General features: G+C 36.2%; 19 protein-coding genes and 1 pseudogene. 16 read left to right on the plus strand and 4 right to left on the minus strand.

Annotated features, from left to right (window positions below; all coding sequences use genetic code 11):
* The 4 genes and pseudogenes from AC07XN_RS14175 to AC07XN_RS14190 form a co-directional block, all read left to right on the plus strand.
* Positions 1–263: pseudogene (locus AC07XN_RS14175) on the plus strand (hypothetical protein); the annotation flags it as partial.
* Positions 260–781, plus strand: a complete 522-nt coding sequence (locus AC07XN_RS14180) for an NADH-quinone oxidoreductase subunit J family protein (RefSeq protein WP_494743551.1) — start codon at positions 260–262, stop codon at positions 779–781. The pseudogene AC07XN_RS14175 and the gene AC07XN_RS14180, both read left to right, overlap by 4 nt.
* Before the next feature lie 30 nt (positions 782–811).
* The gene (gene nuoK, locus AC07XN_RS14185; protein WP_309915304.1) at positions 812–1,123 is read left to right on the plus strand and encodes an NADH-quinone oxidoreductase subunit NuoK; all 312 of its coding nucleotides are present in this window, start codon (positions 812–814) and stop codon (positions 1,121–1,123) included.
* Between the two features lie 225 nt (positions 1,124–1,348).
* Positions 1,349–1,870 (plus strand): acyl-CoA thioesterase, encoded by a 522-nt coding sequence (locus tag AC07XN_RS14190; protein WP_309915301.1) that lies wholly within the window; start codon positions 1,349–1,351, stop codon positions 1,868–1,870.
* 156 nt (positions 1,871–2,026) lie between these two features.
* Here AC07XN_RS14190 and AC07XN_RS14195 read toward each other — a convergent pair whose 3' ends face one another.
* Both AC07XN_RS14195 and AC07XN_RS14200 read right to left on the minus strand, forming a co-directional pair.
* A complete protein-coding gene (locus tag AC07XN_RS14195; protein ID WP_494743552.1) occupies positions 2,027–2,896 on the minus strand; it encodes an SMP-30/gluconolactonase/LRE family protein in 870 nt (289 codons plus the stop codon).
* Positions 2,897–2,935: 39 nt separating this feature from the next.
* Positions 2,936–3,412, minus strand: coding sequence for a nucleoside deaminase (locus AC07XN_RS14200; RefSeq protein WP_494743553.1), 477 nt, complete (start codon positions 3,410–3,412; stop codon positions 2,936–2,938).
* A gap of 393 nt (positions 3,413–3,805) precedes the next feature.
* On the opposite strand from AC07XN_RS14200, the gene AC07XN_RS14205 reads away from it, so the two are divergent.
* The 11 genes from AC07XN_RS14205 (at position 3,806) to AC07XN_RS14255 (ending at position 13,403) form a co-directional block, all read left to right on the plus strand.
* Positions 3,806–4,195, plus strand: coding sequence for an NADH-quinone oxidoreductase subunit A (locus AC07XN_RS14205; RefSeq protein WP_309915291.1), 390 nt, complete (start codon positions 3,806–3,808; stop codon positions 4,193–4,195).
* A 152-nt stretch (positions 4,196–4,347) separates the two neighbouring features.
* A complete protein-coding gene (locus tag AC07XN_RS14210) occupies positions 4,348–4,896 on the plus strand; it encodes an NADH-quinone oxidoreductase subunit B (protein ID WP_309915287.1) in 549 nt (182 codons plus the stop codon).
* Between the two features lie 53 nt (positions 4,897–4,949).
* The gene (locus AC07XN_RS14215; RefSeq protein WP_309915286.1) at positions 4,950–5,450 is read left to right on the plus strand and encodes an NADH-quinone oxidoreductase subunit C; all 501 of its coding nucleotides are present in this window, start codon (positions 4,950–4,952) and stop codon (positions 5,448–5,450) included.
* Between the two features lie 12 nt (positions 5,451–5,462).
* Positions 5,463–6,698, plus strand: coding sequence for an NADH dehydrogenase (quinone) subunit D (gene nuoD / locus AC07XN_RS14220; RefSeq protein ID WP_309915282.1), 1,236 nt, complete (start codon positions 5,463–5,465; stop codon positions 6,696–6,698).
* 24 nt (positions 6,699–6,722) lie between these two features.
* Entirely contained in the window at positions 6,723–7,217 is a 495-nt protein-coding gene (locus AC07XN_RS14225; protein ID WP_309915279.1) for an NADH-quinone oxidoreductase subunit NuoE family protein, read from the plus strand.
* Between the two features lie 154 nt (positions 7,218–7,371).
* A complete protein-coding gene (gene nuoF / locus AC07XN_RS14230) occupies positions 7,372–8,712 on the plus strand; it encodes an NADH-quinone oxidoreductase subunit NuoF (RefSeq protein WP_494743554.1) in 1,341 nt (446 codons plus the stop codon).
* A gap of 10 nt (positions 8,713–8,722) precedes the next feature.
* Entirely contained in the window at positions 8,723–9,913 is a 1,191-nt protein-coding gene (locus AC07XN_RS14235; RefSeq protein ID WP_494743555.1) for a glycosyltransferase family 4 protein, read from the plus strand.
* A 95-nt stretch (positions 9,914–10,008) separates the two neighbouring features.
* Positions 10,009–11,025, plus strand: coding sequence for an NADH-quinone oxidoreductase subunit G (locus AC07XN_RS14240; RefSeq protein WP_309915270.1), 1,017 nt, complete (start codon positions 10,009–10,011; stop codon positions 11,023–11,025).
* Between the two features lie 38 nt (positions 11,026–11,063).
* Entirely contained in the window at positions 11,064–12,257 is a 1,194-nt protein-coding gene (gene nuoH, locus AC07XN_RS14245; RefSeq protein WP_309915267.1) for an NADH-quinone oxidoreductase subunit NuoH, read from the plus strand.
* Between the two features lie 66 nt (positions 12,258–12,323).
* The gene (locus tag AC07XN_RS14250) at positions 12,324–12,842 is read left to right on the plus strand and encodes a NuoI/complex I 23 kDa subunit family protein (protein WP_309915264.1); all 519 of its coding nucleotides are present in this window, start codon (positions 12,324–12,326) and stop codon (positions 12,840–12,842) included.
* 51 nt (positions 12,843–12,893) lie between these two features.
* Complete coding sequence (locus AC07XN_RS14255; RefSeq protein ID WP_309915261.1) at positions 12,894–13,403, plus strand: NADH-quinone oxidoreductase subunit J family protein; 510 nt, start codon at positions 12,894–12,896, stop codon at positions 13,401–13,403.
* 138 nt (positions 13,404–13,541) lie between these two features.
* Here AC07XN_RS14255 and pyk read toward each other — a convergent pair whose 3' ends face one another.
* Both pyk and AC07XN_RS14265 read right to left on the minus strand, forming a co-directional pair.
* Positions 13,542–15,017, minus strand: a complete 1,476-nt coding sequence (pyk, locus tag AC07XN_RS14260; protein ID WP_309915258.1) for a pyruvate kinase — start codon at positions 15,015–15,017, stop codon at positions 13,542–13,544.
* Between the two features lie 286 nt (positions 15,018–15,303).
* The gene (locus AC07XN_RS14265; protein WP_309915255.1) at positions 15,304–15,810 is read right to left on the minus strand and encodes a PAS domain-containing protein; all 507 of its coding nucleotides are present in this window, start codon (positions 15,808–15,810) and stop codon (positions 15,304–15,306) included.
* Between the two features lie 112 nt (positions 15,811–15,922).
* On the opposite strand from AC07XN_RS14265, the gene murC reads away from it, so the two are divergent.
* A complete protein-coding gene (gene murC / locus AC07XN_RS14270; protein ID WP_494743556.1) occupies positions 15,923–17,296 on the plus strand; it encodes a UDP-N-acetylmuramate--L-alanine ligase in 1,374 nt (457 codons plus the stop codon).
* Positions 17,297–17,468 lie beyond the last annotated feature (172 nt).

Raw genomic sequence — 17,468 nt, forward strand, 5'->3', positions numbered from 1 at the left:
AGAAAGACACAGGACTAGAAGACGCTGGACTAGAAGTAAAAAAGGAAGTTGAAGAGATAAAAGCTGAGGAAGTTATTCCTGCTCCAAGACCGAAACCTGTTTTTAAACCTTCGTTTAAGAAGCAAGACACAGGACTAGAAGACGCTGGACTAGAAGTAAAAAAGGAAGTTGAAGAGATAAAAGCTGAGGAAGTTGTTCCTACTCCAAGACCGAAACCTGTTTTTAAACCTTCGTTTAAACCTAAACCAAAAACTGACAATTGATACCTTTTATTTTTATAGCATTTATCTTATTAATAGCCGTCTCTGCAAGTGTTGTTTTGTGGAGTAAAAATGTATTATATGCTGCATTCAGCCTTTTGCTTACTTTCTTTGGTATTGCGGCACTATATGTATTGATTGGTGCAGACTTTCTGGCTATTACTCAACTTTTAGTATATGTAGGAGGAATTTTAGTTTTATTGATTTTTGGGGTAATGCTTACCAACCAAAAAGGAAGTAAGGAGAATGGCAAGAATGATATTATTGGTACAAATACTAACCGATTAATTGGATTTGTAGTCGCCATCGGATTATTCGGGCTACTTTTCTACTCTTTTGCAAGGGCTGATTTCATCAAAATACAATCTTATTTATTCGAAACCGCCGAGACTTTTTCTACTACTCAAAATATTGGTGTTTTATTAATGACCGATTTTGTCTTACCTTTTGAGGTTTCGGGTGTTTTATTAATGGCAACGTTAATTGGTGCGGCATATCTAAGTAATAAATCTAAAGTTTAAATATTGATAAACACTGTAGATATTTTCAACATGGACAATAGTTTTCTTTCATATTATTTACTCACTGGTGCTTTACTATTCAGTATAGGCTTGGCTGTTGTAGTTACTAAACGAAATGTTATCGTAGTGTTGATGGGAATAGAATTGATGCTCAATGCTGTAAACCTAAACCTTGTAGCATTCAGTAAAAATGACCCTGATTTGCAAGGACAAATGTTTGCACTCTTTGTAATTGTAGTAGCCGTTTGCGAAGCTGTTGTTGCCTTGGCAATTGTTTTAAAAGCTCACGAACATTTTAATACTATCAATCTAGACGAAATAAGTACCAATTCGGAAGAGTAGATGGCTGGCGGATTTCGGGTTTCAGCTATCGGTTGTCAGATTTCAGTCATCGGATGCTGAGTATAGGATTTTAGCCATTGCTTATCAGATTGCCAATATTTTACTTTTTATTTATATAAAGCTAACGACCAAAAACCAACACTCCAAAACCGATAATCGAAAGCCGACGTCCGACGACTGAAAGCCGATAGCCGAAAATCAAAATATAACCTTCATCCAATTAAAATGACAAAAACTAAATACGTTTCAGAATCTCTTACTACTATGACGGAAATGATATTTCCGAACGATACCAATACTTTAGGCAATTTGATGGGTGGTAACCTTATGCGTATGATGGATGTTGTGGGTGCTATTTGTGCTCAGAAACATTCAAACCGTATTGTAGTTACTGCTTCTGTAGATAATGTATCTTTTAAAGAGTCTATCCCACTGGGTAGCGTAGTTACGCTTCAAGCCAAAGTTACCCGTGCTTTTAGTTCTTCTATGGAAGTGGTAATAGATGTTTGGGCAGAAAATATTCCAGCACAAGAACGAGTAAGTACCAACAAGGCCTTTTTTACTTTTGTCGCGGTTGACCAGAGTGGTCGCCCAATAGATGTTCCTATTTCATTAACAGAAACCGAAGAAGAGAAAGGACTTTATGACGGTGCATTACGCAGAAGACAATTACGTTTGGTTTTAGCAGGCAGGATGAAGCCATCAGATGCGACTGAATTAAAATCGTTTTTAAACGGAGGAGAATGATTTAAGCTTTGAGTTGTGAGCTATGAGCAATAAGCTGTGAGAAATAAGACTTGAGCTGTGAGAAATGAGATTTGAACTGTTAGTTTTGATTGTTTAAAATAGATTCTAATCTAACAGCTCAAAGCTCATTTCTCACAGCTTATAGCTAAAAAAGCATTATTTTAAATTAAAACGCTCCATCCCTTTTCTATCCTGTAAGGTTACGTAAGCATATTTTTTATCTGGGCTGAATACGATATTACTACTCTGCAAGCCTTTCAGTTGTACCTCTTTCTCCAATTTACCTGTTTTAGCAAATATCAAGATTTTACCTAGTCCCCAGCGACAAACATACAAATTCCCTTTTGCGTCACATTTCATTCCATCTAAACCTCCATCTTCAAAAGAAGTAAAGAGTCTTTTATTGGAAATATTTCCTGCAAAGTCAACATCAAAAGCCCAAACTTTTTTCTGAACACTTTCATTGACATACAACGTTTTTTCATCTGGACTCAAACAAATACCATTAGTAGTTCCCATTTGGTCTGTTAATAAGGTTTCTTTTCCTCCTTTATCTATGCGCCAAATTTTTCCAGTTGAGTTTTTCCAATTGGGGTCTGAGGCAAAAATGACATCTTTTTGGGTAATACAAATATCATTGGGCTGGTTGAAAGCATCATTATGGCAATACGTAGAGATTGCCTTATTCTTCATATTCACCTTTAATATATTATGACCAGAAAAATCAGCCAATAACATATTACCAGCTTTATCAAATTGAATGGCATTGGCGGTACTCCCTTTAGGCAAAGTCAGGAACAATTCACAAGTTCCATCAGGTTTTACTTTACCAATTGTGCCATCTTCTTTAAAATTAACTACATATAGATTTCCCGCTTTGTCAAAATTAGGACCTTCTATATTATTGGTAAATAGGTTCTCTGCCGTAAAATCTTCTACTTTAGTTTTTTGCTGAGCAGAAATTTGATACGAGAGTAAGGAAAGGGCTACAAGATTCAACGAGTAGCGTGTCATTGTTTTTTTCATGAATATTAATTGGAAATAGTATATAAAATTAAATTGGATTCAGTAATCAATCTTGTTATTCATGTTTTGCCACAAATCAAAAGCTTTTTGAGCTTCCTCTCTCCCCAAGGGAATCATCTGGATTTGGCGTTCAGAAATGGGCAAGGGAATTTCCTCATAAATAAAGGCATCATCAAAACCCACTTTAGCGGCATCGTCGCGCGTGTTACCAAAATATACTTTTGAAGGACGTGCCCAATAGATTGCTCCCAAACACATTGGGCAAGGTTCGCATGAAGTATACAGCTCACAATCTGCCAATTGGAAAGTATTCAAGTTTTTGCAAGCATCCCTGATAGCCATTACCTCCGCATGTGCTGTTGGGTCGTTCGTAGAGGTCACTTGATTATAACCCTCGCCCACAATTTCTCCGTTTTTTACAATCACCGCTCCAAAAGGGCCTCCTTTTCCATCCGAACTTCCTTTAATGGATAATTCGATGGCTCTCTTCATAAATTTTATGTTGTCTTGTTCCATGATGAATATTTTTAGCAAGTTAATAAACACAATCAAAACTCTAACGACTAACATCATCTTAGCCTTGCATTTGTTTTTTCAATAAAGTTTTTAGACATAAAAAATCAGAAATTAACGAGCAGATATACTTCTGATACTGATTCATATAAAGCTATTAAATGTTAAAACACGGATATCTTATTTAGTATGAATCCATATAACAGATTATAACATGGCTTTCTGTATTCTCTTTGGCATTTCCCTCTAATTTTAGCATTAAAAAAATGTCGCAAACAAAATTTTATCAGTAAATTGCAGATAAATTTTGAAAAGATACTAGTCAAATAACGTATCGGTTTGGAGACGAAGATGTAAACATCTGAAAATCAAAACCTAAAACTCAAAAAATCAACAATGAACTATCAACCGTCAGATTACCTTCCAATACTTGTTCAATTAGGGGCTGCTTTAGCATTTATTGTTGCAACAATGCTTGCAACACACTGGCTAGGGCCTAAACGTCATAGTGTACTTAAAGATGATGCGTTTGAATGTGGTATCGAATCAGTTGGTGATGCCCGCACGCCTATCTCTGTTAAATACTTCCTTGTAGCCATTCTTTTTGTGTTATTTGATGTAGAGATTATTTTTATGTATCCTTGGGCTGTAAACTTTATGGGATGGGTAAAATCGTCTTCTGATGTAGCCATTACTATGTTTCTTGAAATGTTAGTATTTATGGGATTATTATTAGTAGGCTTTATTTATGTTATCAAGAAGGGCGTTTTGACTTGGGAGAAATAGTATCGTTGAATAGAATAGGTTTTTCTATAAACAAACCTTTCCTCATTCACAGTGTTATCACATAAGTTGAATATATAATATATTGTGTTTCTGACTATTGAATAGATGGTCTCGAAGGACTTTTCTGGTAATTGGATTCACAAATAGATACAATGAGCGATAGAATAATAAAAACAGTTGATGCTCCAGAAGGAATTGAAGGACAAGGTTTCTTCGCTGGCAAATTAGATGATCTTGTGGGTCTTGCTCGTGCAAATTCACTTTGGCCACTTCCCTTCGCTACTTCATGTTGCGGTATCGAGTTCATGGCTACAATGGCCTCACACTACGACATCTCAAGATTTGGGTCTGAACGTATGTCTTTTTCAGCCCGCCAAGCCGACATCTTAATGGTTATGGGAACTATCTCTAAAAAAATGGGACCAGTTCTTAAACAAGTGTATCTTCAAATGGCAGAGCCTCGTTGGGTGCTTTCAGTAGGTGCATGTGCATGTTCGGGTGGAATTTTTGATACTTACTCTGTTTTACAAGGTATAGACCGCATCATTCCTGTTGATGTTTATGTACCAGGCTGCCCACCTCGCCCTGAACAAATATTGGATGGCTTTATGCAAATTCAAGAAATTGCAAAGTCAGAGCAACGCCGTCGTAGAGAATCTCCTGAATACAAAGCACTTTTAGCATCTTACGGAATAGAGTAACAGTTATCCGTTTTACTAAGTTTTAGTAACGACGATTAACAGATAAGCTAACAATGACAAACGAACAAATAGCACAAGATTTAGTCGCACAATTTGGCGAAGATAATATTTTTGGAATTGTAGAAAATTACGGTTTATTGAACGTAACAACTACAACCGACACCATTGTGCCGTTGATGCATTACTTATATCAACATCCGACCTTCAAATTCCAATTTTTAACAGATTTAGGCGGTATCCATTTCCCAGACGTTCCAAGCCATGAATTTGGCGTTATTTATCACCTACATAGTTTAGAAAACAATGTAAGGTTGATTATTAAATTGTACGTTACGAGGGAAAACATCGTAGTACCAACCATCACAGGTTTGTATGCGTGTGCCAATTGGATGGAAAGAGAAGCCTTTGATTTCTTTGGAATTATGTTTTTAGGACATCCAAAAATGGAACGTGTTCTGAACGATGAAGCAATGGATTATCATCCGATGCGTAAAGAATATCCATTAGAAGACGCCACTCGTCAAGACAAAATTGATGCCTTATTTGGTAGATAAATTTATAAAAATATGTCTGAAATCGCATTAGTATCAAGCCCTTTCGTAGGCTTAGAGAAAGCACAAATAGATAAAAAGTATGTCAATGAGTTGACTACCCTAAACTTAGGGCCAACTCACCCTGCCACGCATGGTATCTTCCAAAACATCTTGACGATGGACGGAGAAACCATTGTTGATGCAGAACAGACAGTAGGGTATATTCACCGTGCATTCGAGAAAATTGCTGAACGTCGTCCTCTTTATCAAATCACAACGCTTACAGACCGTATGAACTACTGTTCATCGCCAATCAATAATATGGGTTGGCACATGACGGTAGAAAAACTGTTGGGTGTTGAAGTACCTAAAAGAGCACAATATATCCGTGTAATCATGATGGAGTTAGCCCGTGTTGCTGACCACATCATTTGTAATTCTATTCTTGCTGTTGATACAGGTGCTTTAACAGGCTTCTTGTATGTAATGCAGTGGAGAGAGCACATTTACGAAATCTACGAAGAAATGTGTGGCGCTCGCCTAACGACCAATATGGGTCGTTGTGGAGGGATGGAAAGAGACCTTTCTAAAGAAGCTATCCGTAAAATTCAAGTACTTCTTGATGATTTTCCTCCTGTACTTCGTGAATTTGAAAGCCTAGTAAAACGAAACCGTATCTTTATGGATAGAACCATAGATGTAGGGGCTATTTCGGCTGAACGTGCTTTAAATTATGGATTTACGGGTCCGAACCTACGTGCTGCGGGTGTTGATTATGACGTTCGTGCCATGAATCCATATTCGTCGTATGAAGATTTTGATTTTGAAGTTCCAGTAGGAACCAAAGGTGATACTTATGACCGTTTCTTGGTTCGTGGTGAAGAAATGTGGCAGAGTTTAAGAATCATTAAACAAGCCTTAGATAATTTGCCTGAAGGCCCATTCCACGCAGATGCTCCGCATTATTATTTACCTGAGAAAAAAGAGGTTTATAACAATATGGAAGCTTTGATTTACCATTTCAAAATTGTGATGGGCGAAATTGATGCTCCTGTCGGAGAAGTATATCATTCTGTAGAAGGTGGTAACGGCGAACTTGGTTTTTATTTAGTCTCAGATGGTGGCCGTGCACCATATCGTTTGAAATTCCGTCGCCCTTGCTATATTTATTATCAAGCATTCCCTGAAATGATTAAAGGTTCAACACTTTCTGATGCCATCGTTACGATGTCGTCAATGAATGTGATTGCAGGGGAATTAGACGCGTAATTTTTGCTTAATTCAGAATAAAACATGACAAATACACAAACCATACAGTTTCCAGCTGATACGTTGGAGTTAGTTCATAAAATCATTAAACGTTACCCAGAAGGTAAGCAAAAATCAGCTTTACTTCCAATTTTACATTTGGCTCAAGCAGAGTGGAGATGGTGTAGTTCAGAAGTAATGGATTATGTGGCTAATTTGCTAAAAATAAAGCCTGTTGAAGTTTATGAGGTGGCTTCATTTTATACAATGTTTCACCTTGAACCAGTGGGTGAACATGTAATAGAGTATTGTCGTACGGGGCCTTGTTGTTTAATGGGCGGCGTTGAAGTATATGACCACTTAAAGAAAAAACTAGGAATTGAAACTGGTGAAACTACGCCAGACGGCAAGTTTACCATCAAAGAAGTAGAATGCTTGGCAGCCTGTGGTTGGGGACCTGTGTTTCAAATTCGAGAAAAATATTATATGAATTTGACCAACGAGAAGGTTGATGAAATCATTGATGAGTTGTCAAAATAGTAATGATGCAAAGTAATAGTTGTGAGTGATGAGTTGTGAGTTTTAACATCTCTTTAATTCACATAAGCTACTTAAACCTACTTTTAAAAGTAATTTATTGATATACTTTATCTGAATTCGATGCGAAGTATCGCTAATCAAATTTAATAGAAAAATGAAAATATTAACTGAACATATTGACGTACAAGGCATTGACACAATTGATGTTTTTCGTAAAAATGGTGGATATAGAGCAGTAGAGAAAGCTTTGAAAACGATGACTCCTGATGAGGTTACTGAAGAAGTAAAAAAATCTGGTATTCGTGGACGTGGTGGTGCTGGTTTTCCGATGGGTATGAAATGGTCATTTTTGGCTAAGCCCGAAGGTATTCCTCGTTATTTAGTTTGTAATGCGGATGAATCAGAACCCGGTACTTTCAAAGACCACTATTTGATGATGAAGTCGCCTCATACTTTAATTGAGGGAATGATTGTATCGTCGTATGCTTTAGGTGCTAATACTTCTTATATTTATGTAAGAGGAGAATTAATGTATGTTGTCAATATCCTTGAAAAAGCTATTCAAGAGGCTTATGACAAAGGATTGTTAGGTAAAAACATTTTGGGTTCTGGATATGATCTTGACCTTTTTGTTCAGCCTGGTGGGGGTGCATACATCTGTGGAGAAGAAACAGCCTTGTTGGAATCTTTGGAAGGTAAACGTGGAAATCCTCGTAATAAGCCTCCATTTCCAGCAGTAAAAGGTTTGTGGCAATGTCCTACTGTGGTTAACAATGTGGAATCTATTTCTGCTACTTCTTGGATTATTAACAATGGTGGTGATGAGTACGCTAAAATTGGTATCGGTAGAAGTACGGGAACCAAATTAATATCAGCCTCTGGTCATGTTCGTAAGCCAGGTGTGTACGAAATTCCATTGGGTATTACTGTTGAAGATTTTATCTATGCAGACGAATGGTGCGGAGGTATTAGAGACGGACATAAATTAAAGGCTGTCGTAGCGGGTGGTTCTTCAGTACCTATTCTTCCAGCCGAGTTGATTCTTAAAACTGTAAACGGTGAAAATCGTTTGATGACTTATGAATCGCTTTCTGATGGAGGTTTTATTACAGGTACTATGCTTGGCTCTGGTGGTTTTGTTGTAATGGACGAAACTACTTGCATTGTTCACAATACACTTACTTTTGGTCGTTTTTATCACCATGAATCATGCGGACAATGTTCGCCATGTCGTGAAGGAACGGGCTGGATGGACAAAGTCCTTTATAGAATAGAACACGGAAAGGGCCGTCAGGAAGATGTTGATTTATTAGTTGATGTAGCTAAGAAAATTGAAGGTAATACGATTTGCCCATTAGGTGAAGCTGCCGCTTGGCCAGTAGCTGCTGCTATTCGTCATTTCCGTGATGAGTTTGAATGGCACATTAAATTCCCTGAAAAAGCCACACAAAAAGGAGCCGTATTTATGCGTGAAGGGGCAAGTTGGAGTTTATAATTTAAAAGATATGCAAAAAAAGATATTATTTATTGGTCACGACGCCAATGTTGCGGGTGCACAATATGTACTACTTGATTTACTTAAATCTTTAAAAAATCAAGGGTTAGAAATATATCTTTTATTAGCAAAAGGCGGGACTTTATTGGCTGAATTTAATAAAGTAGCTAATGTGATTCTTTGGGAATACAATGAAGAATCTTCAAGAAGAAATCCTTATTCAAGAATTATTTACGATAAAGTTTTTAAATTAAACAAAATCCGTAAACTGAACTTTTATCAGGAAAAATATAAAGAGTTAGCCGAGCTAAAGTTTGATTTGATTTTTTCAAATACCATTGCCAATGGTGGCTTATTGCGAAGTCTAGAGTTTTTGAAATGTCCCTTTGTAGTATATGTACATGAACTTGAAAATTCTATACAGAAATATACGTTACCTGAGGATTTGGAATATCAAGTACAAAACTGTACTCATTTTTTAGCCGCCTCAAAAGAGATTAAGAGTAATCTGTTTAAAAACCATCAAATTGCTGAAGATAGAGTAACGGTTGTGAATCCATTTATCTCAGTAAATGGTATCCTCAATAAGCTGCATTATGCGAACAGAACAGGTATCAGAAAACGCCTGAATATTCCTAATGACGCTTTAGTGATTGGAGGATGCGGAAATTTTGAATGGAGAAAAGGCGTTGATACATTTTTGTCAGTAGCAAATGCTGTTTTTAGTGAAAAGAAAGATGTTCACTTTTTGTGGATAGGTATTCAAAAAAACTCTGTTGAACACCAAAACATTTTGTATGATTTGGAAAAAATGGGTATTGAAAATCACGTGCATGTCATTGCTCCTACCAGAGATAACATCGATTACATGGCTTGTTTTGATATATTCTTTCTTTCTTCAAGAGAAGACCCTCATCCATTAGTGATGATTGAGGCAAGTTTGAATAAAATTCCTGTCGTGTGTTTTGACAAAGCTGGGGGTGCTCCTGAATATGTGGATAAAGATGAAAGAGTAATCATTCCTTACGGAAGCATCGTTAGTGCTAAAAGTAAATTGATTACCTTGATTGAGAATAAATTACTCAGAGAAGAAATTGGGCAAAAGATGTATCAGAAAGCCTTAAATTATGATGCTTCTGTGATAGCTCCGCAGATATTACAAATTTTAGAAGAAATAAACGAGCATGAAAGTATTGCCTAATTGTTGAGATAAGGTACTCTTCAAATCGTTAATAATTAGGTTGCTCTTAGGAAAAACCGTGTTTTAATCGACAAAATTAAATATTAAGCTTTTATATGAAAGTTACAATAGATAACATCACCGTTGACGTAGCCCCAGGTACAACCATTATGCAGGCGGCTCGTCAAATTGGGCCCCATATAGCACCTCCTGCCATGTGTTATTACGAACCACTAAAGGCTTCGGGTGGTAAATGCCGTGGTTGTTTGGTTAAAGTAACAGCTGGTTCTGAAAAAGACCCACGTCCGATGCCGAAACTAGTACCTGCTTGTATTACGCAAATTCAAGAAGGTATGGTTGTAGAAAATACAATCAACGAGCAAGTATTAGAGGTAAGAAAAGGCATTGTTGAGTTTTTATTGTTAAATCACCCATTAGATTGCCCAATTTGTGACCAAGCTGGGGAATGTGATTTGCAAAACTTTACTTTCGAACACGGTGTATCTAAAACACGTACGGTAGAAGAAAGAAATACTTTTGACCCTGTAGATTTAGGGCCAAATATTAAACTAAACATGAATCGCTGTATTTTGTGTTACCGTTGTGTGTACACAGCTGACCAAATTACAGACGGACGTGTGCATGGCGTAATGAATCGTGGTGACCATGCTGAGATTAGTACTTACATTGAAAAAGCAATTGATAACGATTTTTCTGGAAACATCATCGATGTTTGTCCAGTAGGAGCTTTAACTGATAAAACGTATCGTTTCAAAAGCCGTGTGTGGTTCTCGAAACCAGTAGATGCAAGTTGCGATTGTGGAAAATGCTCAGGAAAAGTAACCCTTTGGTACAGAGGAGACGAGGTAATCAGGGTAACAGCACGCAAAAACGAATGGGGTGAGGTAAAAGAATTTATCTGTAATACATGCCGTTTTGAACGCAAAAATACATCTGATTGGACTATCGAAGGACCAACCCAAATAGCACACAACTCGGTGATTTCTGCGAACAAATATGGTGCGAACAAAATAACGCCAGCATTTCCATTGAAACAAGCAGCAGAACAGTATAAAAAGATTGACGATAATCGTGATCGTTCATTTTTAGCCCCACAAAAGCAATTAAATTAATTGATTGTAGATAGTTTACTATTTACACATTTAGATATATGGAAATTACATCAACATTATTTACGGCCAAAGCCATTTATGTAGGAATCATCTTCGCTATCACCCTTGGTGTAGCGGCCTATTCTACTTACTTTGAGCGTATCATTGCTGCTTTTATGCAAGACCGCGTAGGACCAGACAGAGCAGGTCCATTTGGTATTTTACAGCCTCTTGCTGATGCTGTAAAAATGTTCATGAAAGAAGATTTCATTCCTGCACAATCTAACAAGTGGCTCTTTATCGCTGGCCCATGTATCTCAATGCTTACGGCTTTGATGACTTCAGCCGTAGTACCATTTGGAGATAAATTAGACTTAGGAGATGGTATCATCTTAGACTTACAGGGAATTGATGTTAACGTGGGTATCCTTTGGGTATTCGGTATTGTTTCTTTAGGCGTTTATGGTGTATTAATTGGAGGATGGGCTTCAAACAATAAGTATTCATTGATTGGTGCTATCCGTGCGGCTTCACAGAACATTTCTTATGAATTGGCAATGGGGCTTTCTATCATTGCTATCTTGATGCTTTCGGGTTCTTTGTCTACAAAATCTATTGTAGAAACACAGCAAAACGGACATTGGAATATCTTCTACCAACCACTTGGTTTTGTAATATTCATTATCTGTGCTTTTGCAGAATGTAACCGTACTCCTTTCGACTTACCTGAATGTGAAACTGAATTGATTGGTGGATACCACACTGAATATTCATCAATGAAATTAGGCTTCTATTTATTCGCAGAATACATCAACATGTTTATTTCTGGTGCAGTAATGGCTACTTTATATTTTGGTGGTTATGATTATCCAGGGCATGACTTCGTAGCTTCTTTTGCCTCAGAAAAATTCGGTGCTACTGTTGGAGCAAACATCGCTACCTTAGTAGGTGTAGGAGCATTAATCGGAAAAGCATTATTATTTGTTTTTGTATTTATGTGGGTGCGTTGGACTTTACCTCGTTTCCGTTATGACCAATTAATGGGCTTAGGATGGACAGGTTTAATTCCATTATCTATGTTCAATGTTGTATTGACAGGTGCATCGATGTTGTTTACTGTAAACGAAGGTGGTTCAAACTGGATGACAGTTGCCGCATCGTGGGCAGGTGTTATCATCATGTTGATAGTAACATTTACTTTCAGCGAAATGAAATACAAGAAAAAGAAATCAGCAAAATTAGCAACAGCTTAGTTTGATTAACGCAAGCAGGCTTTCAAATAAAATTTAAAATCTTTCCTTTAAGGTTTGAAGACTATTATGAAATTATCAAATAAATCCAAAGTCTTAGAGCAAGAAGAAATGACTTTTGCAGAACGCATTTACCTCCCTGCTATCGTTGGAGGTATGGCAACAACGCTAAAGCACTTCTTTTCTAAAAAAGTAACCATTCGTTATCCAGAAGAGAAACGTTATTTAGGTCCTGTCTTTCGTGGACATCATATCCTAAAACGTGACGAAGAAGGAGCTGAACGTTGTACTGCTTGCGGACTATGTGCAGTAGCTTGTCCAGCAGAGGCGATTTCGATGGTTGCTGCTGAACGTAAAAAAGGCGAAGAGAATTTGTATCGCGAGGAAAAATATGCAAGCGTGTATGAAATTAATATGCTTCGTTGTATTTTCTGTGGCTTATGCGAAGAAGCTTGTCCTAAACAAGCTATCTATCTACAACACGACAAAATGGTTCCTGTATTTGAAGACCGCTCTGAAGTGATTTTTGGAAAAGATAAATTGGTTGAAAAAATGGATAACCGCTATTTAAGAGAAGGTTGGAAATAACCATTTTGTAAATAAATTATTTGTAATATCTGATAACGATTCATTAAAAATATGAACTTTTGGTACTTTCTAACTGCTTTGACACTCCTAAGTGCTTCGATGGTGGTATTATCTAAAAACCCAATACATAGTGTATTGTATTTGGTTTTCACTTTCTTCTGTATTTCTGGCCATTATGTGTTATTGAATGCTCAGTTTTTGATGGCAGTTAATATTGTGGTGTATGCAGGAGCCATCATGGTTTTATTCCTTTTTGTAATTATGATGATGGATTTAAGTAAAAATGCTCCTGATTCAAAAAATACATTGACTAAACTAGCAGGAGCGATACTCGGCGGGACGATATTAGTTATCATCATTGCAGCATCCCGTAAAATGGATTTAAAGAACGCTGTAGGAGTAAAAGCATACGATGCTCAAACTGGAATGGTTGAGGGCTTAGGACAAATATTATACCGTGATTATGTACTTCCTTTCGAATTGGTATCAGTACTATTTTTTGTAGCGATGGTAGGTGCAGTAATGTTAGGAAAGAGAGAAGCTGGAGAGCGTAATTTCTAAGGAAATAACATCCCATAAAAAAGCCTGATAAAATTGAATTTATCAGGCTTTTTTATTTGCCCAGTTTCGAAATCATAAGGCATGAAAAAGGGTTAAATCCTATGGATTTAACCCTTTTTCTATTATCTGAACAATTGATTACTCAACAATTCCTAATTGAACGGTATTAGTCTTCAATTTTTTATCAGAAGGTATGCTTAATGTTGATACGAAAGTATCACCAACTGCTAACAAACCTTTTTCCTTCAAGAAGTCAGTCATTCCTTTTACAGTTGCTTCAACATCATTTCCTGTGGTTTCATAATAGAAAACATTTGCTCCCCATAATAACCCCATTTCTTGCTGAACAGCTTTATTAGCAGTAAAGATATACAATCCTGCTTTAGGACGATGAGCAGACAAACGGAAGGCTGTATAACCACTGTTTGTAATACATAAAATTGCTTTTGCTTCAGTATCACGTGCCAAACGGCATGCACCAGCAATCATACGGTCGTTTAATGGGAATTCAATAGCACCTTTACTTAGTGAGTGGTTTTTGAAGTAAATTGAAGCCTCGTCACCTTTTACGATTTTAATCTCATTTTGCTGTTGTTCAACTACCTCTTGGATATGAGCCATCGTTTGAACAGCTTTCAAAGGATATGCTCCCGATGCAGATTCTCCACTCAACATGGTAGCAGAAGCTCCTTGCAATACAGCATTAGCCACATCTGAAGTTTCAGCACGAGTAGGCACTGGATTAGAAATCATTGATTCTAACATTTGAGTAGCAACGATAACTGGTTTTCCAGCCAAAGTACACTTCTCAACCATCAATTTTTGTAAATGTGGTACTCTAGCACCATCAATCTCAACGCCTAAGTCACCACGAGCAACCATGATAGCATCAGTAGCTTCGATAATTTCATCTAAATTATCAATCGCAAATGGAGTTTCGATTTTAGCTATAACCTTTGTATTCTTTTTACCATAAGCCTTAATTCTATCTTTGATATCATGAATATCAGCAGCAGTACGAACAAATGAAAGAGCTATCCAATCTACGCCATTATCTAAGCCAAAATATAAATCTTTAAGATCTTTTTCAGTTAAACATGGTAAAGAAACCTTAGTACCAGGTAGGTTAATACCTTTTTTAGATTTTAATACGCCACCGTAAATAACTTCTGTAATTACTTCTTTCTTTACTTTATCAATTTCTAAAACCTTAACTTCTAAATTTCCATCATCCATCAAAATTCTTTCTCCAACGTTTACATCTAAATACATAGAAGTATAAGTTGTACCAACACGCTCAGAAGTTCCCATTAAATTTTCATCCATTACGAATGTCAATTTATTACCCTCCTTAATAGTTACACCATTGTTTTCAACAAGTTGTGTACGAATTTTAGGACCTTGTAAATCCTGAAGCACTGCAAGATTTATATCTAATTCATCAGCTATTTCTCTGATTGTGTTTAGTCTTTGTAAATGATCTTCGTGTGAGCCGTGCGAAAAATTTAGTCGGAAAATATTTACACCTGCTTTAGCAAACTTAACCAGCATTTCTTTTGAATCAGACGCCGGACCTACTGTTGCTACGATTTTAGTTTTTCTTTGATAAGACATATTTCTGTTAATTATTCAATCTTGATAGTTCAATTAGATAATATACTGCGAAATTACATTTTACTATTTATACTTTGAATTAATTTTATGTGTTTTCTTCGAGAAGTTTAATTTTTATTTTACAAATATAATTTTATCAAGAAAATAAGTAACCAAATCTACAGTATATATTTCAAGAAATATCAATAATAATATTTTGTCTTCATCTATTTTTTCAAATGATTATTCTTTCAATAAAAAATCCCACAAAACAATTGCTTCATGGGATTAGTCATCATCATTTATACTAAACTAGTTCATGTTCTAAGGCTATAAAATTACTTAATACTTTATCTTGGTTAAACACGGGTAAAATATCAACCCTACATACATAAGCCCCTCCATCTTTTCGGTAATTGATTACTTGTCCAGAAAATGGAGCTCTGAGATTTAGCCGTTCTCTAATCAGTTGCCTTGTAACTAAGGATGTTTCTTTACCTTGAAGAAAATTCGGAGATTTACCAACTGCTTCATTAAAGCCATAGCCAGTCATTCTAGTAAACCCTTTATTTACCCATTGAATTTTTTCATTTGGACAAGTTATGACAACAGTATTTTCCCGAAGTTTTATAAAGTCAAGAACCATATTTAAATCAAAATCCCAAGCTTTATTTTTAGCATACTCTTTCAAAAAATCATATTCGCTAGTACCATTACCAACAATACTCATAAATTCAAAGGCATGCAATAGTGGACTTACCACACGAACTCCCTTAAAAGTATCACAATGGACATTGGTAGAAAGATTTGTCATTTTACAAAAAATTAATATTACACTTATTGATGATAGTAAGACTTTGTAAAATCATTTTGTTTTAATTTTTTTAAAATATCTTTGTTCTAATGAAATTTAACCCTTGATAAAAGTGAATCTTAAAGTCCTAAAACACATTTATTTTCTTGGCATAGGTGGCATCGGTATGTCGGCAATTGCACGTTGGTTTATTGCCAATGGATATTCGTTAGCAGGCTATGACAAAACCGCTACCCCCTTGACCAATGCTTTACAAGCCGAAGGAATCCCTGTTCATTTCTCTGATGACATCAATTTGATTCCTGCTGAGTTTTTAGCGAATAAAGAAGAAACTTTAATCGTCTATACACCCGCTATTCCTAAGGATAATCTTGAATTTAATTATTTAAAAGATAATGGTTTTACATTAATGAAGCGTTCGCAAGTATTGGGGTTATTAACAAAAAGCTTCTATACCATTGCAGTTTCTGGTACACATGGCAAAACCACTACTTCATCGATGGTATCGCATATTCTAAAACAGGCTGGTAAAAACGTTACTGCTTTTTTAGGTGGAATCACACAGAATTATGGTACCAATTTTTTAATCAATGAATCTCCTGATGATGTAATTTGTGTGGTAGAAGCTGATGAATTCGACCGTTCGTTTCTTACACTATATCCTAATCTAACCATCGTTACCTCAACTGATGCCGACCATTTAGATATTTATGGTGACCACAGTCAGTTGTTAGAGTCTTTCCAATTATTCGTTTCTCAGTTGAAAGATGGTGGGAAACTATATCAACGCAAAGGATTAAATTTAGCAGGTTTTACCAAAAATGAATCGGCAGAATATTCCTTGAATGAAGGTGATTTTTATGCACAAAACCTTAGGATTGAAAATGCAGAAATGATTTTTGACATTATCTATCCAAATGGAATTATTAAAGATTGTACTTTGCTGACGCCTGGTTTTCATAACGTAGAAAATGCTTTGGCGGCTACGGCCGTAGCTTTAGAAGCAGGATTGACGGCTGAACAAATCAAACAGGGTATTTGTAGTTTTGGTGGTGTAAAACGCCGTTTTGAATATCATATCCGTTCAGAGAAAATTGTTTATATCGATGATTACGCCCATCATCCTACCGAAATACAGGCCTTTTTATCTTCTGTGAAGGCTTTGTATCCAACGCGTAAATTAACGGTAGTATTTCAGCCACATTTGTTTACACGTACCCGTGATTTCCAAGAAGGTTTTGCAGAAAGCCTGAGCTTGGCTGACGATTTAATTTTATTGGATATTTACCCAGCGAGGGAATTACCTATCGAAGGTGTTACCTCTGAAATTATTTTCGACAAGGTAACATCGCCTATCAAAACACTTTGTAGCAAAGAAGAAGTATTAGACTTATTAGAGGCCAAACAACCTGAGCTAATAGTAACCGTTGGTGCTGGTGATATTGATACGTTGATTCCTAAGATTAAGGAATGGGGATTGGTTTAGATTGATTGGTTTTAGATTTAAAAGGCTAAGATTATACAACTTTTAAATCTAAAACCAAAGTACACATTATTATTTCAATTTAGAATTTGGTAATTTAAATTCAACTTTATATCCAAATTGAAGTTGGACAAAATTTCTTTCGTTTTCATTTGTATTAGAAAGATATTTTGCC

The sequence above is a fragment of the Arcicella sp. GW458-12-2-14-TSB2 genome (assembly GCF_059423785.1).